The sequence below is a fragment of the Acinetobacter sp. TUM15071 genome (assembly GCF_008980925.1).
Lineage (GTDB): Bacteria > Pseudomonadota > Gammaproteobacteria > Pseudomonadales > Moraxellaceae > Acinetobacter > Acinetobacter dispersus.
In genome coordinates this window covers 150,951-176,515 of the sequence record NZ_BKGB01000005.1, presented here as the reverse complement: position 1 = coordinate 176,515, position 25,565 = coordinate 150,951, and the positions used below count along the sequence as shown (strand labels likewise).

Here is a 25,565-nt window from a genome sequence, read left to right as displayed (position 1 = left end):
ATTTTGTAATAATGTCAGGCTGACTGAAATTTTAGCTGACGTAATTGTTTTGCATGCTGCAAGGTGGTTTCACTGATTTCAACACCACCAGACATACGTGCCAGCTCTAAAATACGTTGTTCTTCATCAAGCTCAATAATGGTACTGCTTGCAGGATCTGTTTGTTGTTTCTTCACCAATAAATGTTGGTCAGATTGTGCGGCTACCTGAGCTTGATGGGTAATACACAGCAATTGTACGTGTTGTGCTAGATCAGCCAATAAACGCCCAACAACCTCAGCCGTGCCACCACTAATCCCCACATCAATTTCATCAAATACCAGCACCTCAGCATCTGTTTTTTCAGCATTCATGACCTGCATTACCAACGCAATACGTGAAAGTTCTCCCCCTGATGCAACGCGTGCAAGTGGCTGCGGTGGAATCCCTTTATTCGCGGTAAATAACAGTTGAATGAAGCTTAACCCTTCTGCATTGGCAGGTTCTTGTGGTTCAAACTTAAATTCGAAATGTGCTTCAGGCAGTGCGAGCGGTTTAACTTGCTCGGTCAGTTGTTTGGCCAATGGAATTGCTGCTGCACGACGAATATCATCTAAATGTTGTGCTTTCTGCATAAATGCTTGATAAGAAACTTCAACTTGTTCGGCCAAAGTTTCTGGATCTTCAAGTTGATGTAATTGCTCTAATTCTTGCTGCCAAGTTTCGTACTCTTGTTTGAGTAATTCAGGTTGAGTGCGGTGTTTGCGTGCCAGACGGTGGAATACTTCGAGGGTTGCATTCAACTGTTCCATGCGTTCAGGGTCAAAGCTTTGGCGATCAATAAATTGACGTAAACTTGCGGTTGCATCATCTATTTCACTTTGCGCATTTAACAAAGAGTTATAAATACTGGCTAACTGTTCGCTACGACCAGCATGGGATTCTAAGCGACGAATGATCGAGGCAACTTCTTGGGTAATGTTTTGTTCTGCTTCATCCAAGACATTCAGGCTATAGCTACAGTCCTGCATGATATGTTCATGGTGACTCAGACGATCAAATTCTTGTTCTGTTTCGCGATAATCCGTTTGAACGACGTCCTCAAGCTCTTCGATTTGAGATTCTAGGTTTTGTATTTTTTGAATACGCGTGGCTTGTGCATCTAAAGCCGCTTGATGTTGGCGAATATTTTTTTGCCATGTGCTATATGCTTCGCGTACCGCATTCGAGGGCTCGGCAAAATTGTGATAACGGTCTAACCAGCGTTTTGGATAAGGTGGTTCTAATAATTGTTGTTGACTGTGTTGGCTGTAGAGTTGTACCAGTAAGCGTCCGATTTCTTTGAGTTCGGCTAAACTACTCGGACGACCATTAATCCATGCCTTGCTGCGACCTGTAGCAAAAACTACACGTCTTAAATGAATTTCACCAGAGTCATCATCAAGTTCATGTTCCGTAAGCCAATGCGCTTCGGCACTTTCAGGTTGATAGCTAAATACGGCAGTGATGTCTGCTTTATCTGCCCCGTAACGTACATAGTTGGTATCGGTGCGTTCACCTAAGCAGGCGGAAAGGGCATCTAACAATAATGATTTGCCCGCGCCAGTTTCACCAGTCAGCACATTGAAGCCTTGTTCAATATCTAAAGCCAAATGGTCAGCGAGTGCAAAATTAATTAAAGTTAAATGGGTGAGCATAAACGCATCCAATGCACAGAATCTTTTGCTTAAAGATAGAGAAGTTTTAAAGTTGCTACAAGAGTTGAATGTAGGATTTTCCTGATTTACTGAGTAGATAGAGCATTATTTTGTGATGTGTTTAACCTCTGGGCCTTTTCTTCAGCATTTATATGGTGAGCTAAGGTTTTGCGTTTGGGTAAACTTTCTTCATGTTTGCTGTTCCTCGCTACTCGTAGTAAAGCTGAGGGTCTTGTGCCCGAACCTTGCGAAGCGATGCTTCTCATGCTTTGTTAATCCTCGCCACTCACAGCAGAGCTGTTTGTCTTCTTGCGGAACTTGAATCGTTCCTCAGGACAAAGCTTCGCTTTACTTTTCCTCTTCACTCACAGCATAGCTGTTCGACTTGCGCCCAGACAAAGCGTTGCTTTGTTAATCTGGGCTCAGGTATGAAAATTGCTATGATTAGCCTAGAAAATGGATTGATTAGTTGTCACAGCGCAATTAAACTACGTCCAGCATAATCTAATATAAATGCGGCATTATTTGGAGAGTACGCATGAGTTCAGTGCAATTTGATCATGTAACGGTCATTAAGAAATCGAATGTGTATTTTGGTGGGGCATGTATTAGCCATACAGTACAATTTGAAGATGGTACAAAAAAGACTTTGGGTGTAATTCTACCTACTGAACAGGCTTTAACTTTCGAAACACATGTTCCAGAACGTATGGAAATTATTTCTGGTGAATGCCGTGTTAAAATAGCAGATAGCACTGAAAGCGAATTATTCCGCGCAGGCCAGTCATTCTATGTGCCTGGTAACAGTATGTTCCACATTGAGGCGGATGAAGTACTCGATTATGTCTGTCATTTAGAAGGTTAACTTATTCCTTTCTAAATCGAGTACACTAGAGTCAATAGAAATCCTGTAAAGACATTTTGCAGGATTTTTTTATTAAGTACTCTTGCGGAGCTATAATCGCTCCTCACCTGTAAAGTTACTTTGCAGGATTTTTATTTTTCGTTGATATGAAATTGTTAGAGGTCGTTCATGGCAAAACCTGAATATTATTATGGCGTTCATTCGGTAGAGTCATTGTTGGAGTTAGAGCCTGAACGCGTTTTGACTTTATTTACGTTAAAAGGTCGTGATGATCAGCGTTTGCAAAAGATTTTGCAGCTCGCAGAACCTTTTGGGATTAGTGTCCAAAAAGCCAGTCGTGATAGTTTAGAAAAGCTTGCAGGCTTACCTTTTCATCAAGGGGTAGTGGCCGCTGTTCGCCCACATCCAACCTTAAATGAAAAAGATTTGGATGAGTTGATGCAGCAGTCGCCAGATGCTTTGTTATTGGCGCTTGATCAAGTCACAGATCCGCATAATCTCGGTGCATGTATTCGTACCGCAGCTGCGATGGGCGTTCAGGCGGTAATTGTTCCACGTGATCGTTCAGCAAGCTTAACACCTACTGCACGTAAGGTTGCGGCAGGCGGTGCTGAGAAAGTTAAATTCATTCAAGTGACCAATTTAGCGCGAACTTTAGCGCATCTAAAAGACAGCACCCATACTCGTGTGATTGGTACGATGTTGGATGAGAAAGCATTGCCGATACAACAATGTGATTTTAAAGGTCCTGTGGTGATCGTTATGGGTGCGGAAGATACGGGACTTCGTCCAATTACTCAGTCACAATGCGATCATACTGTTTATATTCCCATGTCTGGTGATTTACAAAGTCTGAATGTCAGTGTGGCGACAGGTATGGCACTTTATGAGGCGTGTCGTCAGCGTAGTGCTGTATAATTTAGCCAAATGTTGGCAATGTAAACTCAGATGACCGTCCGTACGCAAGGCTATTTCTTTGTCTTTATTACAATGTGTATTTGGGGAGGATTCACCATTTTCTCCCGTTTAAATGCTCATTGGCATGTCAGTGTCTGGGATCTGGTGGCAATGCGCTTTGCAATTGCCTCCCTGATTTTGATACCTGTCTTGATCTATAAAAAAGATTTTGCATTTTTATGGGATTCTCGCCCTGTCATCTTGGCTCTCATTGGTGGTCTGGCTTATTGTTTTACTGTCTATACGGCTTTTTTACATGCACCTGCCGCACATGCAGCTATTTTTTTAAATGGCTGTATTCCACTTTGCACAGCTGTTGCTGCTTATCTCCTATTCAAGCAACCATTTGATAAACATACGTGGTTGAGCCTGATCATCATGATGGCCGCTCTAATCCTCATGAGTTATCTCATGCTGAATGATCAAGCGTCAGCATTAGGCCTAGGAGATTTACTACTTTTTATCAGTGCGGTGTGGTGGGGGATTTTTACAGTCTTACTCAGACAATGGAAATTATCTGCTTGGCATGCAACAGCTGGTGTGGTGATTTGGTCGGCCATTATTTATTTACCGATTTATATTTTATTTATTCCTAAACATTTTCAAGATGCAGCGCCCATACATTTACTGATTCAAGGGCTGTTTCATGGCATTCTGGTGGTGATCGTGGCAACGTTGACGTATGTGGCTGCAATTGAGCGTTTAGGTGCATTTAAGACAGGCAGTATTGTGACTTTGGCACCATTTATTGCCGCTATTGTGGCTGTGCCTTTGTTAAATGAGCCGCTGAATGCCGCGATCGTGTCTGGCTTGATCGGGATGGGTATCGGTGCATTACAGCCATGGCGATGGCTGCGTAAAGACACCTTAGCTACTCAGCTCGCTAAACAGAAACAAGGCTAAAATGCGTGTTCTGCTCGTTGTAAATAACTGAAGTGCAAGGGTTTGAGTTGCTGATGCAGATGTTCTAACAAACCATCATTAAGCACAATATCATTGGCTAACTGTTGTTTTTGAGCACGTGGCATTTGTGCTGCAATAATTTTCAGAATCTGTTCTTCACTCTGCCCATCTCTCTGACCAGCACGTTGTAGCTGAGTTTGTTCGTCGGCATCGATTAGTAAGGTATGTTGAACCAATTGATGTTGATTGGTTTCAAACAAAAGCGGTGAGACTAAAATTACATAAGGACTTTCAGCATGTTGTAGTTGCTGAATGATTGACTGGCGAATGGCAGGGTGGGTAATTTTTTCTAGGTTTTGACGCGCTTCAGGAAACTGAAAAATATGCTCACGCAGTGCACGTCGGTTCAAACTACCATCTTCCAATAAGACCCAGTCACCAAATGTTTGTTGAATCGCTTGCAACGCGGGTTGACCTGGTTCAACCACTTCTCTTGCGACAATGTCAGCATCAACGACGGTGATACCTTGAGATTCAAACCATTGTGTGGCTGCTGATTTTCCACTGCCAATGCCGCCTGTAATACCCAAGATAAAGCTCATATTAACCACCTAGATAGACTTTCATAATTTGATCACCCCATAAAAAAGCAATCCAGCCTGCAATTGCAATATAGGGGCCAAATGCGAATGGCTGGTTTTCACCACGCATTTTCATCAAAATAATACCAATAATTGCACCAACCATAGAAGAGAGCAGCACAATTAAAGGCAACAGCATTGGACCCATCCATGCTCCGAGTGCGGCTAAGAGTTTGAAATCACCATAGCCCATCCCTTCTTTGCCTGTTACTAATTTAAAAATGTAGTACACAATCCAGAGGCACAGGAAACCAATGAGATAACCCCAAATTGCGGCGGTCGCTGTCGTGTAAATCGCATAGCTATTAATACCGAGGCCTAAAGCAGCTAAAGGTAGGGTAAAGCGGTCTGGCAGTAGTTGAGTATCAAAATCAATAAACGTTAATGCAATCAATACCCATGTGAGGACTAAACCAAATAGCATTTGTACGGTAGCACCGAATACGGCAACAACAACCAAAGAGCAGAGCATAGTCAACAGTTCAATGAACGGATAGCGAATACTAATTGGATTTTGACAAGTCCCACATTTACCGCGTAGTGCTAACCAGCTAATCACAGGGATATTTTGATACCAACGAATTGGCGAGTCACATTTCGGACAGGTTGAGGCTGGTTGGCTTAAGGTCAGTTTACTCTGATCAATAATGGGTTGTTCTGGGTGTAACAACATTTGACATTCTTGCTGCCATTCCTGTTCCATCATGCGAGGGGTGCGGAAAATAACAACATTTAAAAAACTGCCGATGCATAAACTAAAAAGCCCAACCGCAAGATAAAGGGCGGCTGGGTTATCAATAAAATAAGAAAGGAATTGTTGCATAAATATTAGACCACAGAACCCATTTGGAAGATTGGTAAGTACATGGCAATCACTAGACCACCGACTAAAACACCAAGAATTGCCATAATAAGGGGTTCCATCATCGAAGTTAAACCATCGACGGCATTGTCCACTTCATTTTCATAATGAGTCGCGACTTTATCCAGCATACTGTCTAGCGCACCTGATTCTTCACCAATTGCAACCATCTGAATCGCCATGGATGGAAAGCGATTGGAAACACGCATGGCAAATTGCAGTTGTTGACCTGTGGCGACATCTTCACGAATTTTCATTACTGCTTCTTCGTAAACGACATTGTTGGTTGCACCCGCAGTGGATTCTAGTGCATCAATCAGTGGAACACCTGCTGCAAATGTTGTCGCTAAGGTACGGCTGTAACGTGCAATAATGGCTTTATAAACGAGATCTCCAAAAATTGGGGCTTTGAGTGCCATTTTATCCAGTAGATCTCTGAATTTTTTACTGCGTTTTTTTGCTTCCAGGAAGGAAGCAATAATAGCACCAATCACAATAATCAAAATAAACCAGTATTCTTGCATCCATTTCGACATTTCTACCACCATCTTGGTAAATGCGGGAAGATCTGCACCAAAAGAGCTAAATAAATCTTGGAATACTGGGACGACTTTCACCATTAGAATAATGGTGACAATGACGGCAACAACAACGACTGTGATCGGGTACTTCATCGCTTTTTTAATTTTCTGTTTTAGTAGTTCACTCTTCTCTTTGTAAATCGCGACGCGATCTAACATGGTTTCAAGTGCACCAGACTGTTCGCCAGATTCAACTAAGGAACAAAATAAATTATCAAAGTATTGAGGGTATTTTTTGAGTGCGCCAGCAAAGGTATTACCCCCTTCAACTTCGCCTTTAATACCTAGAACCACTTCACGCATGGATGGATTCTCTAATCCCTCTGCGACAATTTCAAAGCCTTGTACCAATGGGACACCCGCTTTCATCATGGTTGCCAATTGGCGCGTAAAGATGGTGATATCGAGTGTCGTGACTTTTTTCTTCATCAGACCTTCGAGAATATTTTTACGTTTTTCTCGAATGTTTTTGATGGTCACGCCTTGTTTACGCAAGGTGACTTTTGCTAAAGCCATGTTGCGTGCCGGTACTTCCCCTTTAATTTTTGCTCCTTTCCGGTCGACCCCTTCATAAGCAAAAGTTGGCATCATTTGCGCTTTTTTAGCTGCCATGATTATTAATCCTTTTTATTAATTTTATTCACTTGTTACTCGGTTGACTTCCTGCAAAGAGGTAATTCCTCGCATGACTTTTTTCAAACCTGAACGACGGAGATTATTAAAACCTGCTTGTTCTGATGCTGCTGCAATTTGTATTGCATTGCCATCTTCCATAATCAATCTGGAAATTTCAGGTGTAACTTTCATCACCTCATAAATACCAACGCGGCCTTTATAACCTTCGCGACATTCAGCACAACCGACAGGTTGAAAAATTGTAAGCTCAGGGTCTGCCAAGTCTTGCTCGGTAAACCCAAGCTCTAATAGACTTTGTCTTGGTATTTCAATGGCTTCCTTACATTGATTACATAAACGACGTGCTAAGCGTTGTGCAATCACCAAATTGACGGAAGTCGCAATATTAAATGAGGGAACGCCCATATTGCGTAAACGGGTTAGGGTTTCTGGTGCACTATTGGTATGCAGTGTCGACATCACCATGTGACCTGTTTGCGCTGCTTTAATCGCAATTTCTGCAGTTTCCAAGTCACGGATCTCCCCGACCATGATCACGTCTGGATCTTGACGTAAAAAGGCTTTCAGGGCGGCAGAGAAGGTGAGTCCTGTTTTTGGGTTTACGTTAACCTGATTAATCCCTTCCAAGTTAATTTCGACTGGATCTTCGGCCGTGGAAATATTGGTATCTTCCGTATTTAAAATATTTAATCCCGTATACAGCGAGACCGTTTTACCAGAGCCCGTTGGACCTGTAATCAGGAGCATGCCTTGAGGTTTATCAAGTGCATCCATAAATAAAGCTTTTTGTTCGTCTTCGTAGCCGAGTGCTTCAATACCCAGCATAGCACTGGATGGGTCCAGAATACGTAGTACCAACTTTTCACCAAACAGTGTGGGGAGTGAGTTGACACGGAAATCAATCGCTTTGGTCTTGGACAGTTTAAGTTTAATACGTCCATCTTGCGGCATTCGTTTTTCAGAAATGTCCATTTGTGACATGACTTTTAAACGTGAGGCGAGTCGGGTTGCCATTTGTAATGGTGGGTTGGCGATTTGACGTAGTACACCATCAACGCGATAACGGACACGATACATTTTTTCATAAGGTTCGAAATGTAAATCGGATGCACCCATGCGAATCGCATCAATCAATAGCTTATTGATGTATTTTACAATTGGAGATTCATCCCCTTGAGGCGCCTCATCATCGTCTTTGGCAGTGTCTTGATTCACATCGATATCAAGATCAAAGTCTTCACTATCACCAAAGTCAAAGCTGCCAGAATCGCCAAATTGCTGTTCAATCAATTTTTCGAGTTTAGTGTGTTCAACAATAATCGGTTCAATATTCAGTTTGGTATTGAAGCGAATCGCATCCAGTGCCTCGATATTGGTTGGATTACTGGTCGCAACATAGAGGATTTGACCACGTTGAATCAGTGGGACCACTTTGTGCTTTTGGATTAACTTATTATCCGCCAGTTCACGAGGTAACAAGGCGGTATCATAAACCGCCAAATCGAAAAGTGGTTCACCAAACTCGGCTGCAATGGTTTCAGCAATGGTTAATGGAGATACGCGATGCTGTTCAATCAGATGTGCAACGATATCTTGTTGTGCTTTTTTAGCAGCATCGATGGCTGTTTGCATTGTTGTTGTAGGCATATGCCCATCTTCAACTAACCGTCGAATAAACCCCGAAAACTTTGGAGACGTATGTAATCCTGACATCTGTCCGCCTTATGACAATAAATGTTTATAATATGTATTTTAAAAATTATACTTTTGTTATGCAAAAATACCACTACAGAAAGTGTTGTTTTCACCTTGATTCATAGTCAAAACTTTGAACTGATCGAGTGTTTTGCAAATTAATTTTCTTTTATTAAGCTAAATCTTATAAATAATCAAATCAATTGTATGTAAGTCAGCTTTTTTTTAAGCACGATTGGGAATTTTTTATGAAGGTGGAATGAGTAATTTTCTTGATATTTATGATTTTGGAGTGATTTCTATCGCATTAAAAGAAAAAACTGAATTTTATAAAAATCCGTGTAAAATATGCAGCATTTTTGAGAAATTAATTAACAGTGGGTGGGCGAAGTATGTCGAACTCGAGCATTACTCCTTGGGTTATTGGCAATTGGAAAATGAATCCAATGCATGCGAATGCTTTCCAATTAGTAGAAGAATTTAAACAGTTATTACAACAGGAAAATATTGCGCCTGAGCAATGTCATATTGGTGTCGCACCAGTTGCAATTGCCTTGAATCGTATTCAAACGCAATTTAAAGATGCAACGAGACCAATTTATACGGTTGCTCAAGATGTGTCTCGTGTTGCAGGTACAGGTGCCTATACAGGTGAAGTCAGTGCTGAGTTATTGAAAGACAGTGGCATTGAATTTGTTTTAATTGGGCATTCTGAACGCCGTGAATTGTTCGGCGACAATGTCGAAATTTTAAAAGTAAAATTGCATAATGCATTGAATGCAGGTTTGACTGTTATTTATTGTGTTGGTGAAAGCTTGGAACAACGAGAGCAGGGTGCTGCTGAACAAGTGGTATTGCAACAAATTTGTGATATTGCTGCTGTTGTTCAAGCGGATCAATGGCAAAAAATTGTGTTCGCTTACGAACCAATTTGGGCAATTGGCACAGGTAAAACTGCATCGCCAGCGGATGCTCAAGCCATGCATGCAAAGATTCGTGAAGGTTTAAAACAAATTACCTCATATGGTGAACATGCTGCCATTTTATATGGTGGTAGTGTTAAGGCTGAAAATGCAGTTGAATTAGCTGCTTGTCCAGATATTAATGGTGCTTTGGTGGGTGGTGCATCTTTAAATGCAGAATCATTTTACCAAATCGCAAAAGCATTTGCTCAAAGCAAATAACGAGGAATCGAGATGTATAGTTTTATACTCGTTGTACATATCATTTTAGCAATTTTAATTATTGCGTTGGTTTTGGTACAACAAGGTAAAGGTGCAGAAGCTGGGGCATCATTTGGTGGTGGCGGTGCTGCTACAGTTTTTGGTGCTTCGGGTGCAGGTAACTTTTTAACTCGTTTAACTGCGATTTTTACGGCATTGTTTTTTGCAACCAGTTTAACCTTGGCTGTATTTGCTAAAAAACAGACGACAGATGCATATAGTTTAAAAACTGTTCAAACAACAACATCTGCACCAGCGACATCGTCTGAAACTTCACCAAATGCACCAAAAACAACTGAATAAGTTGAATTAGCACTTTCCTTTTTGTGTTTATGGGACTAGAATGCGTCCCACAATACTGCGGTGGTGGTGGAATTGGTAGACACGCTACCTTGAGGTGGTAGTGCTTTCGGGCGTGGGGGTTCAAGTCCCCCCTTCCGCACCAAGCTTAATAACCAGTAAGTTTGGTGTGTGCAGTGTTTGTATTGTTGCGGGATGGAGCAGTCTGGTAGCTCGTCGGGCTCATAACCCGAAGGTCGTTGGTTCAAATCCAGCTCCCGCTACCATTTGATTAAGGTGCAACTTAATCAAGCGAGTATGAAGAAAACTTAAATTGACTTTTTTTCATATTTGTATATAATTTTTGCACGTTGATGCGGGATGGAGCAGTCTGGTAGCTCGTCGGGCTCATAACCCGAAGGTCGTTGGTTCAAATCCAGCTCCCGCTACCAAGTTTCTAAAAAGAGGCTCACAATAAGGTGGGCCTTTTTGCACAGTGGGCTTTGCTTTTCTGTGTAACATAGGGGCGATTTACGCCCTTTTTTATTGGTTGTTTAGCTATATCGTGTAGTTGTTCGACATCAATTGGTCAAATAGTCGTGCTTCACTATACGGTTAAGATTGATTGGCTCGTATGAGAGCGACGAGAGTAAATGAAATTATCAAATAAATCTCAAGCATTGCATGATCTAATTGCACCAGCTGTAGCTGCGTGTGGTGTAGATTTGTGGGGAATTGAATTCCTCCCACAAGGGAAACGTTCTTTATTACGCATTTATATTGATAAAGCGGTCGATGAGAATGTTGAACCTGTCTTAACAGAAGATGGTGAAGTTGAGCTCGGGCGTGGTATTGGCGTTCAAGATTGTGTTCTCGTAACGCAACAAGTGGGTGCAATGCTTGATGTTCATGATCCGATTTCAGGTGAATATGCTTTAGAAGTTTCTTCACCAGGTTGGGATCGTCCATTTTTCCAATTGAACCAACTGCCTGCATATATCGGGCAACAAGTGGCTTTACGATTAATTGCTGCTGTCGAGAACCGTCGCAAATTTCAGGCGAAATTACTTTCTGTAGACTTAGAAAATGAAATGATTCAAGTCGAAGTTGAAGGTAATCATGTGCTTGAAATTGATAGTCATAATATTGATAAAGCAAATTTAATCTATCAAGACTAATATTAACTTAATTTTATAAGAAATCGGTAGGTGACTTATGGGCCGCGAAATTCTTACCGTTGCAGAAACGGTTAGTAATGAAAAAGGTGTTAGTCGTGAAGCGATCTTCCAAGCGTTAGAGCAAGCACTTGTTGCGGCAACGAAGAAAAAGTTTTACGAAGGCACACGTTCTGAAGAAGCTCAACTTCGTGTTGAGATTGACCGTAAAACAGGTGATTACCGTACTTTCCGTCAATGGACTGTAGTTGCGGATGAAGATCATGAAATGCCAGCATGCCAAGACGCGATTTCTGATTTAGATCCTGCTCAGTGGTCAATCGGTGATGTACGCGAGTTGGAAGTTGAATCGATTGAATTCGGTCGTATTGCAGCACAAATTGCAAAACAAGTAATTGTACAAAAGATTCGTGAAGCTGAACGCGCATTGGTTGCGGATGCATATGAATCTAAAGTTGGTGAGCTGATTTACGGTGAAGTGAAAAAGCAAACCAAAGATGGCTTTATCATTGATCTTGGTGACAATGCAGAAGCGTATTTAGCGCGTGAAGAAACCATTCACAAAGAAATTTTGCGTCCTAAGCAACGTATCAATGCAATTTTGTTTAACGTGAACCGTGAAGGTCGCGGTGCGCAATTGTTATTGTCGCGTGCTCGTCCTGAAATGCTCATTGCTTTGATGAAGAAAGAAATTCCAGAAATTTCTGAAGAAATCATTGAAATTAAAGCAGCGGCGCGTCAGCCAGGTGTTCGTGCTAAAATTGCAGTGAAAACTAATGACCATCGTATTGACCCTGTAGGTGCATGTATTGGTATGCGTGGTACGCGTATCCAAGCAGTACAGCAGGAATTAAATGGTGAGCGTATTGATGTTGTGGTGTGGTCTGATGATCCAGCACAATATATCGCAAGTGCATTAGAGCCAGCTGATGTATCGGGTATCGTGCTAGATGAAGATACGCGTAGTGCAGATATCATTTTTGCAACCAATGATCAGTTAGCGCGAGCAATTGGTTCTCAAGGGCAAAATGTTCGTTTAGCATCAGAATTGACGGGTTATAAACTCGACATGATGTTGGAAGAAGAGTATCGTGCACGTCAGCAAAATGAAGCGCAACAATATTTAGACATGTTTGTTTCTCGTCTGGATATTGAAGAAGATTTAGCAATGGCATTGGTTGAAATGGGCTTCACTTCGTTAGAAGAGATTGCTTATGTACCAGCTGAAACATTTGATGAAATCGAGCTTGAAGCTGATTTAGTCGAGTTGTTGCAAAGCCGTGCTAAAGAAGCCGCTTTAACGGATGCTTTAAAACAGCAAGAAAATATTCAAGAGCCAAGTGCAGAACTTCTCGGTATGGAAGGTATGACGACTGAGATTGCGTATGCATTGGCGGCGCGTGGTGTGGTTACTGTTGATGATTTGGCAGACCAAGCAACTGATGATATCTCGGATATCGAAGGTTTAGGTCATGACAAAGCAGGTCAGTTAATCATGAAAGCACGTGAATCATGGTTTAACTAGGAGATAATAGATGACGGACAAGTCGATTCAAGAGTTAGCGCTCAGCGTAGAACGTCCTGTAGAGAAACTCCTAGAGCAGGTTCGCGAAGCAGGTCTACCACAGCGTAAAGCAGATGACATTATTACCACTGAACAGCAAGATACTTTGATCAATCACTTGAAAAAAGTACATGGTCAGGAAAGTGGTAACACAGGAAAGATTGCGTTGAAACGTAAAACAACGAGTACTGCTAAAGTTACAAGTACTTCAGGTAAAGCGAAAAGCATTAATGTTGAAGTTCGCAAGAAGCAAGTTTTTGCTAAACCAAACCCTGAATTACTTGCAGCTGAAGCAAAAGCGCGTGTAGAAGCAGATGCAAAAGTACGTGCTGAACAGAAAGTACGTAATGAAGCTGAGCAAACTGCACGTAATACTGCGGAACAAAAAGCCAATGCAACTTTAGAAGCAATGCGTGCAGCGCATACTTCTGACAGTTCAGGTCAAACACCGGCAAAAACTGCTGTTGTGGTGAAAAAGCGTAATAGCGATAAAGTTATTAAAGCACCTGTTATTCGTCCAACAGAAACACCAGAGCAAAAGAAAGCACGTGAAGAGCAAACAGCTCAGTTGAAAGCGACTGAAGAAGTCGTACGTCGTAAAGCAGCTGAAGAAGCGCAGCAACGTACACTTGAGCAAATGCGTCAGATGGCATCAAAATATTCAAATGATGATGCGACTGCAACGATCCGTGTGATTGATGATTCACCTTTAGCTGCTGGTCTTGTTGGTCAAGCATATGAAGATTCCTTCAATAAGGAAGACCGTGAAATCAAACGTGGTGGTGCAACTGCAAACCCACGTGCTGGTAAGAAAGGCGGTCGTGGTGGCGATGCTCAATCTGAGCAAAGCTTCAGCAAAAGCCATCATAAGCGCGGCTTAAAAACCAGCCAAGCAAATAAACATGGTTTTGAAAAACCAGTTAAAAAGCAAATTTATGATGTTGAGATCGGTGAGAAAATCATCGTTGCTGATCTAGCACAGAAAATGGCGGTTAAAGTTCGTGAAGTGATCAAGACCCTCATGAAAATGGGTGAACTTGTAACTCAGAACCAAGCCATTGATCAAGATACTGCTGTACTTGTGGTTGAAGAATTGGGCCACAATCCAGTTTTAGTTTCTGATACGCAAGCAGAAGATAACTTATTGGTTGCTGCTGAAGAAGCACGTGGTGAGCAAACAACTCGTCCGCCAGTTGTAACGATCATGGGTCACGTTGACCATGGTAAAACATCGTTACTAGATCGTATCCGTCGCTCTAAAGTAGCTGCGGGTGAAGCGGGTGGTATTACTCAGCATATCGGTGCTTATCACGTTGAAACTGAGAAAGGTATTATTACTTTCCTAGATACACCGGGACACGCAGCATTTACCTCTATGCGTTCACGTGGTGCAAAAGCGACTGATATCGTGGTTCTTGTTGTTGCTGCTGATGATGGTGTTATGCCACAAACAGCTGAAGCAATTGACCATGCACGTGCAGCAGGAACACCGATTATTGTTGCCATCAACAAGATGGATAAAGAATCGGCTGATGTAGACCGCGTATTAAACGAATTGACCACCAAAGGTATCGTACCTGAAGAGTGGGGCGGTGATGTTCCAATCGCTAAAGTATCAGCACACTCTGGTGCAGGTATCGATGGCTTACTTGATTTAATCTTGATCCAAGCTGAATTGATGGAGCTTAAAGCTTCAGCTGAAGGTGCGGCACAAGGTGTTGTAATCGAAGCACGTGTTGACAAAGGTCGCGGTGCAGTAACGTCGATTCTTGTACAAAATGGTACATTGAACATTGGTGACTTGGTACTTGCTGGTTCATCTTATGGTCGTGTTCGTGCGATGGTTGATGAAAATGGTCAACGTATTACTTCTGCAGGTCCTTCAATTCCAGTTGAGATTTTAGGTTTACCTGATGCGCCAATGGCGGGTGATGAAGTTCTTGTGGTTAATGATGAGAAGAAAGCACGTGAAGTTGCTGATGCTCGTTCTGACCGTGAACGTCATAAGCGTTTAGAGCGTGCAAGTGCAATGCGTCTTGAAAACATCATGGCATCTATGGGTAAAAAAGATATTCCTTATGTGAATGTCGTACTCAAAACTGATGTTCGTGGTACGTTGGAAGCATTACATGTTGCGCTTGATGAGCTTTCTACTGATGAAGTTAAAGTCCGTGTAATCGGTTCTGGTGTTGGTGCGATCACTGAGTCAGATGTTACTTTAGCTGAATCTTCAGAAGCAGTCTTGTTAGGTTTTAACGTACGTGCGGATAACTCTGCTCGTCAAAAATCTGATCAAGATGGTATCGATATTCGTTACTACAGCGTCATTTATCATTTGATTGATGATGTTAAAGCTGCAATGAGCGGTAAGCTTGCACCAGAACACCGTGAAACGATTTTGGGTGTTGCTGAAGTTCGTGAAGTGTTCCACTCAAGTAAGTTTGGTGCAGCAGCAGGCTGTATGGTACTTGAAGGTGTATTACATCGTAACAAACCGATTCGCGTATTACGTGATGACGTGGTTGTGTTCCAAGGTGAGCTTGAATCTCTTCGTCGTTATAAAGAAGTGGTTGAAGAAGTTCGTGCCGGTATGGAATGTGGTCTTGCGGTGAAAGGTTATAAAGACATCAAAGAAAAAGATAAGATCGAAGTCTATGATGTTCAATTGATTAAACGGAGTCTTTAATGGCGGGTAGCCAACGCTTAAAGCGCATGGCGGATTCAGTACAACGTGAGTTGTCTGAGCTCATCCGTCAGGAGCTTAAAGATCCACGTCTAGGTGGTCTTGTGACCATCTCAGCCGTGAAAGTCAGTGCAGATATGGGATATGCTGAAGTATATGTCACTGTAATGGGGCGTGCGCTTGGTGATGATCAAAGTGAAGCTGCAAATAAAGAAACTTTAGATGTATTGAATAAAGCTTCTGGTTTCTTGCGTCATGAATTGAGTCGTCGCATCAAGACACGTATTACGCCAAGATTGCGTTTCCATTACGATAAGACCAATGCCTATGGTAACTATATGTTTGGTCTGATTGCTGAAGCGGTTAAAGATCTGCCTGAACAAGAGCAAGATGAACAAAAGTAAATCGATATAAAAAAGCCACCTTCGGGTGGCTTTTTTTATGGCTTGGATTAATCCTTTTTCAGTGGATGGCGACGATAGCGTTGCCAAGGCAATGGGCGATTGAGTGCTTCAGGTACATCACCACTGGTTGAACGTAAGCGTAGATGAATCGCAGCCTGTGCCATCAAATTGGCAGATACAGGCGCGGTAATAAATGCAAATAAAGTAATCAGTAATTCAGCAAAACCAAAGCGACCATGCATTGCAGCAAAGATCATGGCAGCGATCAGGAAGCTACCTAAACCCAAGGTACTTGATTTGGTCGGAGCGTGTAGACGCATAAACAGATCAGGTAGGCGAATCATACCGATTGAGCCGATCAGCATAAAGAAAGCACCAAAGACCACAAAGAATGAAACGATAATTTCAAGAATGAGTTGCATGATGTGGCTCCTTAATCAATCACATGACCCGTAGTGAAATAACGAGCAAGCGCGGCAGTCGAGACAAAACCAAGCATTGCAACCAAGAGCGCACCTTCAAATAGATTGGTACTCACCCAGTAGATACTCAATACAACGATGAGGCAGGTTGCATTTAAAAATAAGGTATCCAAGGCTAACAAACGGTCAATCACAGAAGGGCCAGCAATCAGACGAATCAAACACAAAAACATTGAAATCGTAATGGCAATTAAGCCAATCCCAAGTGCATACGGTAAAATAGTCATTTAGTTGCTCCTTCTGCAATCTTTACATCAAAGATTTCGATTAAAGGCGTTTCATAGCGGGTTTTGATCTCTTGAATGTCGAGTTCGGTGTCATCTGAACTGAGCGCATGTACCAAAATATCACCACGCTCTTGATCGATACCGGCTGAAACGGTACCCGGTGTGGTGGTGATAATCATTGCGAGCAAGGTATTCACTTGCTCGTGCTCAGTTTCAAGTGGGACGCGATACCATTTGGGATGTAGTTTATCCATTGGCCCAAGTACCATTTTGGCAACACGGAAATTAGAAACCACAATATCCCATAACACTACAAAAACTAATCTTATTGCAGGAGCCCAGTGAATGTGGGGTGTTCTGGTAATAAATGGGCTGACTAAACGGGAAATCCCGATAGCCAAAACCAGTGCGATTAAAATATCAGTAGCATCGAGACTGTGTGCCAGCATCAACCAACTCAAAAAAATCAGAAAAGACACAAATGGATGGGGGAACCAACGGTCAAGCAAAGATTGTTTTTGCATTAGTGATCCTCCATTGGTTTTAACTGAGTTGTATTTGGAATAGTTGGAGCTTCTAGGATTTGCTCAGCAATTTGACGCTGCTTATATTCAGAAATGTGCCCACCTTGAAGGGTTGGCTTTGAAATAATATCTGGGATAAGCAATGCATTATGATCTTCAACTTCACCACCATATTTAGTTTCTGGTAGATAGCTTGGATCATAAGGCTGTACGCTGATTGGACGACCTTGCGCATCATTTTTTAAGATGGTCTGGTTGTAAAGCGCATGGTTCTGAATTTGCTGTGCTGTTGCAACGGTATAAGTTTGAATTGGCGAAGCAAAGACAACATAGGTCATCAACGCGCCAAGTAAGACATAAATAGCAGTATCATTACGCTTTGGTGCAACTTCAGGTAAGGCCTGATATTCAGCATAAGCTGTTTCTTTCAAGTCTTCTTCAGGTGGTGTAGCACGCCAGAACAGAATAAAACCAACACGGGTCAGTGCAATAATGCTGAGTAAGCTGACAATCAGGATAACCGCAATGATCCAACCCTGATACGGTGTTTCAGCAGTGGCTTGCAAAATAAAGACTTTACCCAAGAAACCACTAAATGGCGGTAAACCTGCCATCATCAAAGCAATGATAAAGTAGGTAAAAGCAGCTGCTTTTTCCTGTTTGATCTTGGGTGCAACTTTTAAATGATCTTTAAAAGCACCACGTTGTGAAGTCATCCAACCACAGAATAAATAGAATGATGCTGCGATTAAAGTACTATGCACTACATAGTAGAGTGCAGCAGCCCATGCCTGTGTATTGAACATTGCAAGTGCAATCAGCAAGGTACCAATGGATGACAGCACCATAAAGCCCACAAAACGACGTAGACGTTCTGCGCCAATTGCACCAATCACACCATAAAGAGAGGTCACAAGACCGATAACCAGCAGACAGTTTTTGAAAATGCTTTGTGCCATAGCATCGTCAAAGACGGTGCCATTAACACGTAAAATGGCATAAATCCCGACTTTAGTCATGATGGTAAAAATGGCTGCGACGGGTGTGCTGGCAACGGCATAGGTTTTTGGTAACCAGAAGCCGACAGGCAACATTGCTGCTTTAATGCCAAATACGACAAAGAGCAGCATTCCACCTGCAATCGCAAGCTTGTGCTGGTCGCCATCAAGCAGAGGAACCAGACGACCGACGTCGGCCATATTCAAGCTACCAACGCTACCATAGATCATGCCTAGACCAATCAGGAATAGGGCAGAGGCAAGGAGGTTGATGGTGACGTAATGAACTCCAAGTTGAAAGCGTGGACGTCCTTGACCGTGCAATAACAGCACATAGGATGCCAATAGCAGAATTTCAAAGAAGACAAATAAGTTAAACAAGTCACCTGTTAAGAACGCACCTGTGATTCCCATGAGCAGGAAATGCAGCATGGTATGGAAATAACGACCACGGGTGTCCCAGTTATCGCTTGCATACCAAATCACAGGGACTGCAAGAATGTAGGTAAGCACCAGCATAAATGCGGATAGACGATCAAGGACTAAGACAATCCCGAAAGGTGCAGACCATTCACTGAGTTGATAAACAGTAATTTGCCCAGTATTGGCTATGCTGAGATAACTGATGGCGGTGATTAAACCTAAAATAGCAGAGCTAAGGCTAATCCCGCGACGCCAAGGTTGGCGCCAATCTTGTTTTAAAGAACCTGAACCTGGATTGCCCAATAACACCAAGATAAAGCCTGTAAATGCAGGGATTAAAATACTGATAATTGGAGCGTGAGCGTGCCAGAAACTATAAAAATCAAACATTATGGCTCATCCTCACGTGGGTCATAAGTTACGGTTGGTTCTTCTTTCGAGTCGACATGATCTGTACCCGATTCATAACGACTACGTAATGCAAGTTGCACGATAAAAGCTGTGGTGGCGAAGCCAATCACAATCGCAGTCAAGACCAGTGCCTGAGGTAATGGATCAGTGACTTTGGTGGTTTCAGTAAGCACTGCGGGTGCATTGATCTGTAAACGTCCCATTGCAAACAGGAATAGATTAACGGCATAGCCAATCATGGCCAAACCCAGCACTACGGGAAATGTTCTGGCACGCAGAATTAAATAAATGCCTGTTGCAGTAAGTAAGCCAATCCCCGAAGCGAGTAAAAATTCAATACTAACCATTTTCTTTATCTCCACTTGGGATTGGACCAGCCATACTGGAGTGACGTGAGTCCCCTAGGACTGAGATCAGCAACATGGCAGCACCAACGACGGTAATGTAGACACCTAAGTCAAATGAGACTGCAGAGGCAATATGCATTTTTCCTAGCACAGGGAATTCAACATAAACATGTGCGCTGGTGAGGAAAGGGCGTGCCCAGAACCATGCAGCAATACCGGTTAAACCTGCAATGGTTAAACCAGAACCAATCCATACTTCATACAGACGACCCGATTTTGCTTTGATCATCTGTTCGGTTTGGTCTTGACCTAAAACGATGTATTGAATAATTAATGCAAGCGATGTAATTAAGCCCGCGATAAAGCCGCCACCAGGAAGATTATGACCACGCATAAAGATATACACGCTGACCACTAGGGCAAGCGGTAAAATCCACGATGCGGTGATACGGAACATCAAAGGTGAAGGGTTAAAACGATAAGAAAGGCCTTGTGTCATGGTTGTACCATGCGCACGCATACCATCCATGAGGCAAAGTGCACCAATCGCAGCAATACCCAAGACCGTAATTTCACCGAAGGTATCAAAACCACGGAAATCGACCAGAATAACGTTCACTACATTTGAACCACCACCCAGTGGAATCGCTTGCTGCATGAAGAACCATGAAATTGAATTATGGTCACGTGTTAGCAATAACCATGCGATCCAGCCAATTCCTAAGCCGCCCGCAATTGCCAGACTGGCATCTCGCCAACGACGTGAACGACTTGATTCATATGGTGTGAGTTGAGGTAATAACGATAAACTCATTAACAAGAGCACTGTGGTCACAACATCGACTGTAATTTGGGTCAATGCCAAGTCTGGTGCGGATAAGGTGACGAATACCATGGTCACGACTAAACCAACCGCGCCACTGATCAATACTGCTTTGATGCGTTCATGGTGGAACCACAGCATCATCCAACAGCCAGAGAACAGCGTGAGCCATAACACAATTGCAACCCATGGTGCATGTGTCAATTCACGTGTACCCGTCGTTAAACCTTGGTTGAATAACGGTAGACCAACCATGACAATGCTAAATAAAACAATCAAGAGCAGGTAGCTCTGTAGCGAACCATTCTCGGTTGTCTGTTTAATCTTGCGGCTGGTGAGTAATAAATTTTTAAGGAACAGGTCGAATAGGATTTTACCTTGGAACTTTCCAAGATAAGGATCTAAGTCGATTTTGCGGATACGGCCCTCTTTTGCTAGGGCAAAGTAGAAGATTGACCCACCGATTAAGGCAACTAGACTCATGATCAAGGGGGCATTAACACCATGCCAGATCGCGAGATGAACACCTTCAAATTCTGGCTGTGCCAAACTTGCGCGAGTCACGCTGTTGACCATGGTTCCAGCCAGTATGGCAGGGAGGATGCCCACCAAAATACATAAGGTTGCTAGAATGATCGCTGGTAAGCGCATGCCTAAATGCGGTTCGTGTGCATCTTTATTCGGCACATGTTTACCAATCGGACCATCAAAAAACACACCATGTACCAGACGAATCGAATAACTGACTGCAAAAATACCTGCTAACGTAGCGACAATGGCTGAAATGACCATCACTGGACCAGACAAATTAGCCAATAGCTCTGTAAAGAACATTTCTTTAGAAATAAAGCCATTGGTCAATGGTACACCCGCCATTGAGGCAGCAGTGATCATGGTTAAGGTGCCCGTAAATGGAAGCAGTTGCCAAATACCACTGAGCTTGCGTAAATCACGTGTGCCTGTTTCATGGTCAATAATCCCTGCAATCATGAATAGTGCAGCTTTAAAAGTTGCATGGTTAATGATGTGGAAAATTGCAGCTGCAACTGCCAGTGGTGATCCAATACCGAGTAGACAGACAATCAAACCTAAATGACTGATGGTCGAATAAGCGAGAAGGCCTTTTAGATCCTCTTTGAAAATGGCAAAACCTGCGGCCATACACAAAGTGAATAAACCAACAAACGTTACGATGTTGTGATACAGCGCAGCACCAATAAAGATTGGTGCTAAACGCGCTAGCAAGAAAATCCCTGCTTTTACCATCGTTGCTGAATGCAGATAAGCGGATACAGGCGTTGGTGCAGCCATCGCATTCGGTAACCAAAAATGGAATGGGAACTGAGCACTTTTGGTGAATGCACCTAATAAAATGAGCAGTAAAGCTGGAACAAAAAGCGCATGCTGTTGAATGGTATCTTTCATCAAGACCAATTCATCAATCTGATAAGTTCCTGTGATTTGTCCAATCAGGACAAAACCACCCAGCATCGCCAAGCCGCCCATACCTGTAATGGTGAGCGCCATACGCGCGCCGCGCTGAGCAGCTTCATATTGGCTCCAGTAACCCACTAGCAGGAAAGATGAAATACTGGTGAGCTCCCAAAAGACCAATAAGATCATTAAGTTATTTGAGAGTGAAATCCCCAGCATAGCTGCCATAAACAGCATCAATAACTGGTAAAGCTTACTGAGAGAGTTTTTAGGGCTGAGATAGTAATAGGCATAAATATAAATCAGGGTGCCGATACCGCTAATCAGCAGACCAAACAATAAACCTAATGCATCTAGGCGAAAACTCAGATTAATTCCGAGCTGAGGAAGCCAGTCCCAACTTTGTTGCAGGGTATTGCCCTGAAGAACCGTTTCTGCCTGAGTTAAAAGTAAAATAAAACAACTAAGGCTGATGCCAATCGCCCCAAGTGCCGTCACGCCACGCGAAATACGCTGTAATTGTGAGACAAGGGTGGTGCCGAGTATGAGCGGTAATAAGATAATAATCGGTAGCACACTGGTATCCATGTCGATGATTTAGGTCGAAGACCTAAGGGGTGAATTTTCTTTCAAGACTTACAGGCACTCAAAGAGAATACCAAAAACTTTAAATCTTGAAGCCCAATCAAGTTAACGGAGGCAGCAAGTTGTATTGCACAACTTGAAAATAAAAAATACGATTTATTTTACTATAAAATATCAATAAATATCCGATGATATTACATGAAACAAACAACATAATTTATTGAAAACATTTCAATATTCCCTCTATCCAATCTTTCATAAAGGGGTTTCTTGAGGTGTGTCATCAATCTTGAGTAGATTGAGTAAGTCACTCTTTTCTTGTTCGTTTAACTCCTGAATTTGCTGGAATAAATCATCAACTTTATGGGTTAAGAGGTCAGATTGCAGCAAAGTCTGGGCTTGATCAGAAGCAGTGGCTTCAGTTTTTGTTAATTCATTATATAAATCTGAAAGCTGTTGTTGAGATGCTTCTAAATTGAGTTGATAGGCACCTTTTTGATCGAGTTTTAGGCATTGGTAATGAACAGCATGTTCGAGTAGCGCATCGCGATTACCTGTGGCAATGATTTGCAGACGAGGGAATGCTTGATGTAAACGTTCAAGAATTTCAGCACAGTTATTCTGATCGAGTTGATGATCAATTTGATCAATCATCAAAATACCTTCACCCTCTAAGCATGGGTTAAAACAATGCTGATTTAATAGGCATAGTCGACGGCTCACGTCTCCTACCAGAGCAATCCATGCTTTGAGAGAGGCCGACAATTGTTGAAATGGGATCAGTTGGTCTTGGTAGCGCACCATCAATTGCAGTTTTGGAACATACTGAATGTAAATATCATTTAATTCAGGAAAAACGGCATGCAGGCTATTTTTCAAGGCATAGAGATTGGGTGCAGACAATTGTTTTGGATGATTGATCAATTCCTGTTGTAATTCTTGCAGTACTTCTGATTGATTTTGTTGATTAAAATCATTGCCCATTAAACGCCTAACAATATGGGCTGAATGAGCATTTTCGACATCGCTGATTTCACGCAGCCACTCAAAAAAACGGGCAAAGGTCGTATAGGGCACAGCAGTTAAATCGTAGGCCGAAATTTCCTGTAATGTCCCTGGGGTATTTTTGCTTTGCAAATTGATGTCTTGGACAAAACGTTCGGCAGGATAATAGGCAATCAGTGGGAGTCCAAATAAAGGATCTTGCAGCCCTGTTTTTTGATATAGGGTGACCATTTGATCAAGCTGTTGAGTCTCAACTTGGCTAATCCCAACGCCTTGACTGTTAAATGTTTTATAGAGTTTCCATGCACAAGTTTGCGTGTTGATCTGTTGTGATGAACTACTTTCTGTCATCGTACCGCACAGTTCGCTGCTCATACGAATCTGAATTTGAATTTTTGCCTGTAAGCGATTGAGCATAATATCTTGATCGGCAATCACCACACCTGCAGTACGAATATCCTTATAGCGCGCAGAAAACCAAGTTAGGCTTTGATAGATATTTTTTAAAATTGTACTTTTGCCTGTGGCTTGATCACCCAAAATCAGGGTAATAGGATATTGCTCAGGTTGAAACTCGAGATTTAAATCCCGAAACATCCCGATGTGTTTAAAGAGAACCGATTCAAGTTGCATAAGCTGACCTCAATCATAAGCGCTTTAACCTGCTGACTGACGAAGACTTGAGGGGGCGCACCGTTTTAATTGTTGTATTAAGTCGTATAAATGATGAATATTTAAACTTACTTTAGCACGCGTACAGGCCACGTAAAGTAGTCTTAGCTCTTCATCTGTAATTTTATGTTCTAGTCCATTTATTTTAAATTGGTAATCGTCTTCGATATGCACACGATTCCATTCCAAACCTTTGGCTTTATGTGCAGTTGAAATTACATAATCTGCCTGTTCAATCGGGGTGATTTTTGCCAGAGCCTTTTTCAGTGGATCGGTACCATGATCATCAACCAGTTTGACTAAGGGCTTGATATCACTGCCATCATTGGTTTCACAATATTCGTGTACATCATGCCAAGAGTTAAACCAAGCCAGCTCAGGAACATCGGTAATTCGTTTGCCTTGTTTCAATAAACTTGCTGCATCGACAAAACGACTCAGTTTCTGCTGGTCCGCTTGTAAGCCGACTTTATCACCATTGACAAGACCAGAAAGTAATAGCTCCATTGCACGGGCGTTAGTCCGACATAGAATCGCATCTCGCATCTTGGTATGGGGCTTATTCACCACACTTGATTTTTGGTTTGGATTACCAAGTAGGGGCACGGTTTCATTTAATGCGCCAAGCAAGCTGTTGGCGACATCTGCAATGGCATCGCCAAAACGGAAAGAGGTGGTTAAACGACTTTCAGGCAATGGCATTTGCTGCATGGCATTGATTGCTCCACGCCATGCGTAAATTTGTTGGTGTGCATCACCGACATAAATGACTTGGGTACTTTTCTGACGCAGTAAAATACCGAGCATCAGTGGATCGGCATCTTGTGCTTCATCAAACAACACATAATCCGCAGGAATATTTGGTTCTGATAAAGCCCAAAGCTTTAAGTAGATATCGTGTCCAATACCTGCTTGATGATTGGGATCAATTGATTCGAGCCAACGTCGTTCCACCGCAGGGTAGAGATGTTGTTGTAAGGCTTCGATATCGTCTAGATGTAACCAGTTCGGTGCCTGAATATGCCGAGGAGCTGGATACTGTGAACTGGTTGAGCAGAAGTAGCTCACGGCATTGGCAACTAAGCTGGCCAAACGACTTGGCATCAACACATATTTTTCGTAACGCCCACCCATGAGGCGACGTAGCGTAATGGGTTCCAGTCGATATTCTTTGGCAATGAAGCTTGGGCTTAAGCGTGGTAAGCGTAATTTGTCGGTCACGCCACGCGGTGCACTGCGAAATGCAAGCGAGTGGAAGGTTCGACAGTTTACATTGCTGTGAAATTTATTTTGTGCTTCTGAGGCGATGGCTTTGTTAAATGCCAAGTACATACCACGCCGTTCAGGCATGGCATCGCTGATCATTTGCAGTGTTGTAGTTTTTCCTGTGCCAGCATAGGCAATCACTTTAAAGGATTGACCTAGACGGGCATTGTCTATCGCAATGGCTTGCTCATAAGTGGCTTTGGGTTTTTCTATATTTGACACAG

At 42.5% G+C, this 25,565-nt stretch carries 22 protein-coding genes and 3 tRNA genes; 12 read left to right on the top strand and 13 right to left on the bottom strand.

From position 1 onward, the window contains the following. Positions 1 to 14: 14 nt before the first annotated feature. Positions 15 to 1,676: a DNA repair protein RecN gene (gene recN, locus GBI66_RS06790; protein ID WP_151715582.1), complete on the bottom strand. Its 1,662-nt coding sequence runs from the start codon at positions 1,674 to 1,676 to the stop codon at positions 15 to 17. Between the two features lie 538 nt (positions 1,677 to 2,214). Here recN and GBI66_RS06785 point away from each other — a divergent pair. The 3 genes from GBI66_RS06785 (at position 2,215) to GBI66_RS06775 (ending at position 4,401) form a co-directional block, all read left to right on the top strand. Continuing rightward, entirely contained in the window at positions 2,215 to 2,541 is a 327-nt protein-coding gene (locus GBI66_RS06785) for a pyrimidine/purine nucleoside phosphorylase (RefSeq protein ID WP_004802302.1), read from the top strand. A 168-nt stretch (positions 2,542 to 2,709) separates the two neighbouring features. Then, positions 2,710 to 3,459: a 23S rRNA (guanosine(2251)-2'-O)-methyltransferase RlmB gene (rlmB, locus tag GBI66_RS06780; RefSeq protein WP_005191946.1), complete on the top strand. Its 750-nt coding sequence runs from the start codon at positions 2,710 to 2,712 to the stop codon at positions 3,457 to 3,459. Positions 3,460 to 3,489: 30 nt separating this feature from the next. After that, a complete protein-coding gene (locus GBI66_RS06775; RefSeq protein ID WP_151715581.1) occupies positions 3,490 to 4,401 on the top strand; it encodes a DMT family transporter in 912 nt (303 codons plus the stop codon). On the opposite strand, the gene coaE is transcribed toward GBI66_RS06775, so the two are convergent. The 4 genes from coaE to pilB are packed head-to-tail and all read right to left on the bottom strand — an operon-like array spanning position 4,398 to position 8,834. Beyond that, the gene (gene coaE / locus GBI66_RS06770) at positions 4,398 to 5,003 is read right to left on the bottom strand and encodes a dephospho-CoA kinase (RefSeq protein ID WP_151715580.1); all 606 of its coding nucleotides are present in this window, start codon (positions 5,001 to 5,003) and stop codon (positions 4,398 to 4,400) included. The two genes, GBI66_RS06775 and coaE, sit on opposite strands and share 4 nt — an antisense overlap. Before the next feature lies 1 nt (position 5,004). Next, complete coding sequence (locus GBI66_RS06765; RefSeq protein ID WP_005191959.1) at positions 5,005 to 5,865, bottom strand: A24 family peptidase; 861 nt, start codon at positions 5,863 to 5,865, stop codon at positions 5,005 to 5,007. Between the two features lie 5 nt (positions 5,866 to 5,870). Then, positions 5,871 to 7,097 (bottom strand): type II secretion system F family protein, encoded by a 1,227-nt coding sequence (locus GBI66_RS06760; protein ID WP_078197602.1) that lies wholly within the window; start codon positions 7,095 to 7,097, stop codon positions 5,871 to 5,873. Between the two features lie 24 nt (positions 7,098 to 7,121). Then, positions 7,122 to 8,834, bottom strand: a complete 1,713-nt coding sequence (gene pilB, locus GBI66_RS06755) for a type IV-A pilus assembly ATPase PilB (protein WP_151715579.1) — start codon at positions 8,832 to 8,834, stop codon at positions 7,122 to 7,124. 374 nt (positions 8,835 to 9,208) lie between these two features. Between pilB and tpiA the strand changes: the two genes are divergently transcribed. From tpiA to GBI66_RS06710, 9 genes are all read left to right on the top strand, one after another. After that, positions 9,209 to 10,000 carry a triose-phosphate isomerase gene (gene tpiA / locus GBI66_RS06750; protein WP_151715578.1) on the top strand — a complete coding sequence of 264 codons (792 nt, stop codon included), beginning with the start codon at positions 9,209 to 9,211 and terminating at the stop codon, positions 9,998 to 10,000. A 12-nt stretch (positions 10,001 to 10,012) separates the two neighbouring features. Continuing rightward, positions 10,013 to 10,342 (top strand): preprotein translocase subunit SecG, encoded by a 330-nt coding sequence (gene secG / locus GBI66_RS06745; RefSeq protein ID WP_078197608.1) that lies wholly within the window; start codon positions 10,013 to 10,015, stop codon positions 10,340 to 10,342. Between the two features lie 57 nt (positions 10,343 to 10,399). After that, positions 10,400 to 10,484 (top strand) — tRNA-Leu (locus tag GBI66_RS06740). A 44-nt stretch (positions 10,485 to 10,528) separates the two neighbouring features. Further along, positions 10,529 to 10,605 (top strand) — tRNA-Met (locus GBI66_RS06735). A gap of 88 nt (positions 10,606 to 10,693) precedes the next feature. Beyond that, positions 10,694 to 10,770 (top strand) — tRNA-Met (locus GBI66_RS06730). A gap of 201 nt (positions 10,771 to 10,971) precedes the next feature. Further along, positions 10,972 to 11,496: a ribosome maturation factor RimP gene (rimP, locus tag GBI66_RS06725; RefSeq protein ID WP_005154900.1), complete on the top strand. Its 525-nt coding sequence runs from the start codon at positions 10,972 to 10,974 to the stop codon at positions 11,494 to 11,496. Between the two features lie 37 nt (positions 11,497 to 11,533). Further along, entirely contained in the window at positions 11,534 to 13,018 is a 1,485-nt protein-coding gene (nusA, locus tag GBI66_RS06720) for a transcription termination factor NusA (protein WP_005191970.1), read from the top strand. Positions 13,019 to 13,028: 10 nt separating this feature from the next. Continuing rightward, a complete protein-coding gene (infB, locus tag GBI66_RS06715; protein WP_005191973.1) occupies positions 13,029 to 15,743 on the top strand; it encodes a translation initiation factor IF-2 in 2,715 nt (904 codons plus the stop codon). Next, positions 15,743 to 16,144: a ribosome-binding factor A gene (locus GBI66_RS06710; RefSeq protein ID WP_005154904.1), complete on the top strand. Its 402-nt coding sequence runs from the start codon at positions 15,743 to 15,745 to the stop codon at positions 16,142 to 16,144. The genes infB and GBI66_RS06710 overlap by 1 nt, the downstream gene beginning before the upstream one ends. Positions 16,145 to 16,191: 47 nt before the next feature. Here the strand turns inward: GBI66_RS06710 and GBI66_RS06705 are convergent, their stop codons facing one another. The 8 genes from GBI66_RS06705 to GBI66_RS06670 all read right to left on the bottom strand — a co-directional run bounded on the left by GBI66_RS06705 (position 16,192) and on the right by GBI66_RS06670 (position 25,563). Continuing rightward, positions 16,192 to 16,566, bottom strand: coding sequence for a Na+/H+ antiporter subunit G (locus GBI66_RS06705; protein ID WP_005154905.1), 375 nt, complete (start codon positions 16,564 to 16,566; stop codon positions 16,192 to 16,194). Positions 16,567 to 16,577: 11 nt separating this feature from the next. Then, positions 16,578 to 16,853: a monovalent cation/H+ antiporter subunit F gene (locus tag GBI66_RS06700; protein WP_005191977.1), complete on the bottom strand. Its 276-nt coding sequence runs from the start codon at positions 16,851 to 16,853 to the stop codon at positions 16,578 to 16,580. Beyond that, positions 16,850 to 17,377 (bottom strand): Na+/H+ antiporter subunit E, encoded by a 528-nt coding sequence (locus GBI66_RS06695; protein ID WP_151715577.1) that lies wholly within the window; start codon positions 17,375 to 17,377, stop codon positions 16,850 to 16,852. Before GBI66_RS06695 ends, GBI66_RS06700 begins: the two co-directional genes overlap by 4 nt. Further along, on the bottom strand, positions 17,377 to 19,188 hold the full coding sequence (locus GBI66_RS06690) for a monovalent cation/H+ antiporter subunit D (RefSeq protein WP_151715576.1): 1,812 nt from the start codon (positions 19,186 to 19,188) through the stop codon (positions 17,377 to 17,379). Before GBI66_RS06690 ends, GBI66_RS06695 begins: the two co-directional genes overlap by 1 nt. Continuing rightward, positions 19,188 to 19,556 carry a Na+/H+ antiporter subunit C gene (locus GBI66_RS06685; RefSeq protein WP_005154911.1) on the bottom strand — a complete coding sequence of 123 codons (369 nt, stop codon included), beginning with the start codon at positions 19,554 to 19,556 and terminating at the stop codon, positions 19,188 to 19,190. Before GBI66_RS06685 ends, GBI66_RS06690 begins: the two co-directional genes overlap by 1 nt. Beyond that, positions 19,549 to 22,401, bottom strand: a complete 2,853-nt coding sequence (locus GBI66_RS06680; RefSeq protein WP_151715575.1) for a monovalent cation/H+ antiporter subunit A — start codon at positions 22,399 to 22,401, stop codon at positions 19,549 to 19,551. Before GBI66_RS06680 ends, GBI66_RS06685 begins: the two co-directional genes overlap by 8 nt. Before the next feature lie 252 nt (positions 22,402 to 22,653). Next, the gene (locus tag GBI66_RS06675) at positions 22,654 to 24,036 is read right to left on the bottom strand and encodes an AAA family ATPase (protein ID WP_151715574.1); all 1,383 of its coding nucleotides are present in this window, start codon (positions 24,034 to 24,036) and stop codon (positions 22,654 to 22,656) included. Between the two features lie 24 nt (positions 24,037 to 24,060). Then, a complete protein-coding gene (locus GBI66_RS06670) occupies positions 24,061 to 25,563 on the bottom strand; it encodes a UvrD-helicase domain-containing protein (RefSeq protein ID WP_151715573.1) in 1,503 nt (500 codons plus the stop codon). Positions 25,564 to 25,565: the final 2 nt, after the last annotated feature.

What these genes read in the sequence shown, in the direction of transcription:
- GBI66_RS06675 (WP_151715574.1), bottom strand. Translation starts at nt 24,036, where the DNA reads ATGCAACTTGAATCGGTTCTCTTTAAACACATCGGGATGTTTCGGGAT.
- GBI66_RS06760 (WP_078197602.1), bottom strand. Translation starts at nt 7,097, where the DNA reads ATGGCAGCTAAAAAAGCGCAAATGATGCCAACTTTTGCTTATGAAGGG.
- recN (WP_151715582.1), bottom strand. Translation starts at nt 1,676, where the DNA reads ATGCTCACCCATTTAACTTTAATTAATTTTGCACTCGCTGACCATTTG.
- rimP (WP_005154900.1), top strand. Translation starts at nt 10,972, where the DNA reads ATGAAATTATCAAATAAATCTCAAGCATTGCATGATCTAATTGCACCA.
- coaE (WP_151715580.1), bottom strand. Translation starts at nt 5,003, where the DNA reads ATGAGCTTTATCTTGGGTATTACAGGCGGCATTGGCAGTGGAAAATCA.
- GBI66_RS06690 (WP_151715576.1), bottom strand. Translation starts at nt 19,188, where the DNA reads ATGTTTGATTTTTATAGTTTCTGGCACGCTCACGCTCCAATTATCAGT.
- GBI66_RS06700 (WP_005191977.1), bottom strand. Translation starts at nt 16,853, where the DNA reads ATGACTATTTTACCGTATGCACTTGGGATTGGCTTAATTGCCATTACG.
- rlmB (WP_005191946.1), top strand. Translation starts at nt 2,710, where the DNA reads ATGGCAAAACCTGAATATTATTATGGCGTTCATTCGGTAGAGTCATTG.
- GBI66_RS06695 (WP_151715577.1), bottom strand. Translation starts at nt 17,377, where the DNA reads ATGCAAAAACAATCTTTGCTTGACCGTTGGTTCCCCCATCCATTTGTG.
- tpiA (WP_151715578.1), top strand. Translation starts at nt 9,209, where the DNA reads ATGTCGAACTCGAGCATTACTCCTTGGGTTATTGGCAATTGGAAAATG.
- pilB (WP_151715579.1), bottom strand. Translation starts at nt 8,834, where the DNA reads ATGTCAGGATTACATACGTCTCCAAAGTTTTCGGGGTTTATTCGACGG.
- infB (WP_005191973.1), top strand. Translation starts at nt 13,029, where the DNA reads ATGACGGACAAGTCGATTCAAGAGTTAGCGCTCAGCGTAGAACGTCCT.
- GBI66_RS06680 (WP_151715575.1), bottom strand. Translation starts at nt 22,401, where the DNA reads ATGGATACCAGTGTGCTACCGATTATTATCTTATTACCGCTCATACTC.
- GBI66_RS06685 (WP_005154911.1), bottom strand. Translation starts at nt 19,556, where the DNA reads ATGGTTAGTATTGAATTTTTACTCGCTTCGGGGATTGGCTTACTTACT.
- GBI66_RS06765 (WP_005191959.1), bottom strand. Translation starts at nt 5,865, where the DNA reads ATGCAACAATTCCTTTCTTATTTTATTGATAACCCAGCCGCCCTTTAT.
- GBI66_RS06785 (WP_004802302.1), top strand. Translation starts at nt 2,215, where the DNA reads ATGAGTTCAGTGCAATTTGATCATGTAACGGTCATTAAGAAATCGAAT.
- GBI66_RS06705 (WP_005154905.1), bottom strand. Translation starts at nt 16,566, where the DNA reads ATGCAACTCATTCTTGAAATTATCGTTTCATTCTTTGTGGTCTTTGGT.
- GBI66_RS06775 (WP_151715581.1), top strand. Translation starts at nt 3,490, where the DNA reads ATGACCGTCCGTACGCAAGGCTATTTCTTTGTCTTTATTACAATGTGT.
- secG (WP_078197608.1), top strand. Translation starts at nt 10,013, where the DNA reads ATGTATAGTTTTATACTCGTTGTACATATCATTTTAGCAATTTTAATT.
- GBI66_RS06710 (WP_005154904.1), top strand. Translation starts at nt 15,743, where the DNA reads ATGGCGGGTAGCCAACGCTTAAAGCGCATGGCGGATTCAGTACAACGT.
- nusA (WP_005191970.1), top strand. Translation starts at nt 11,534, where the DNA reads ATGGGCCGCGAAATTCTTACCGTTGCAGAAACGGTTAGTAATGAAAAA.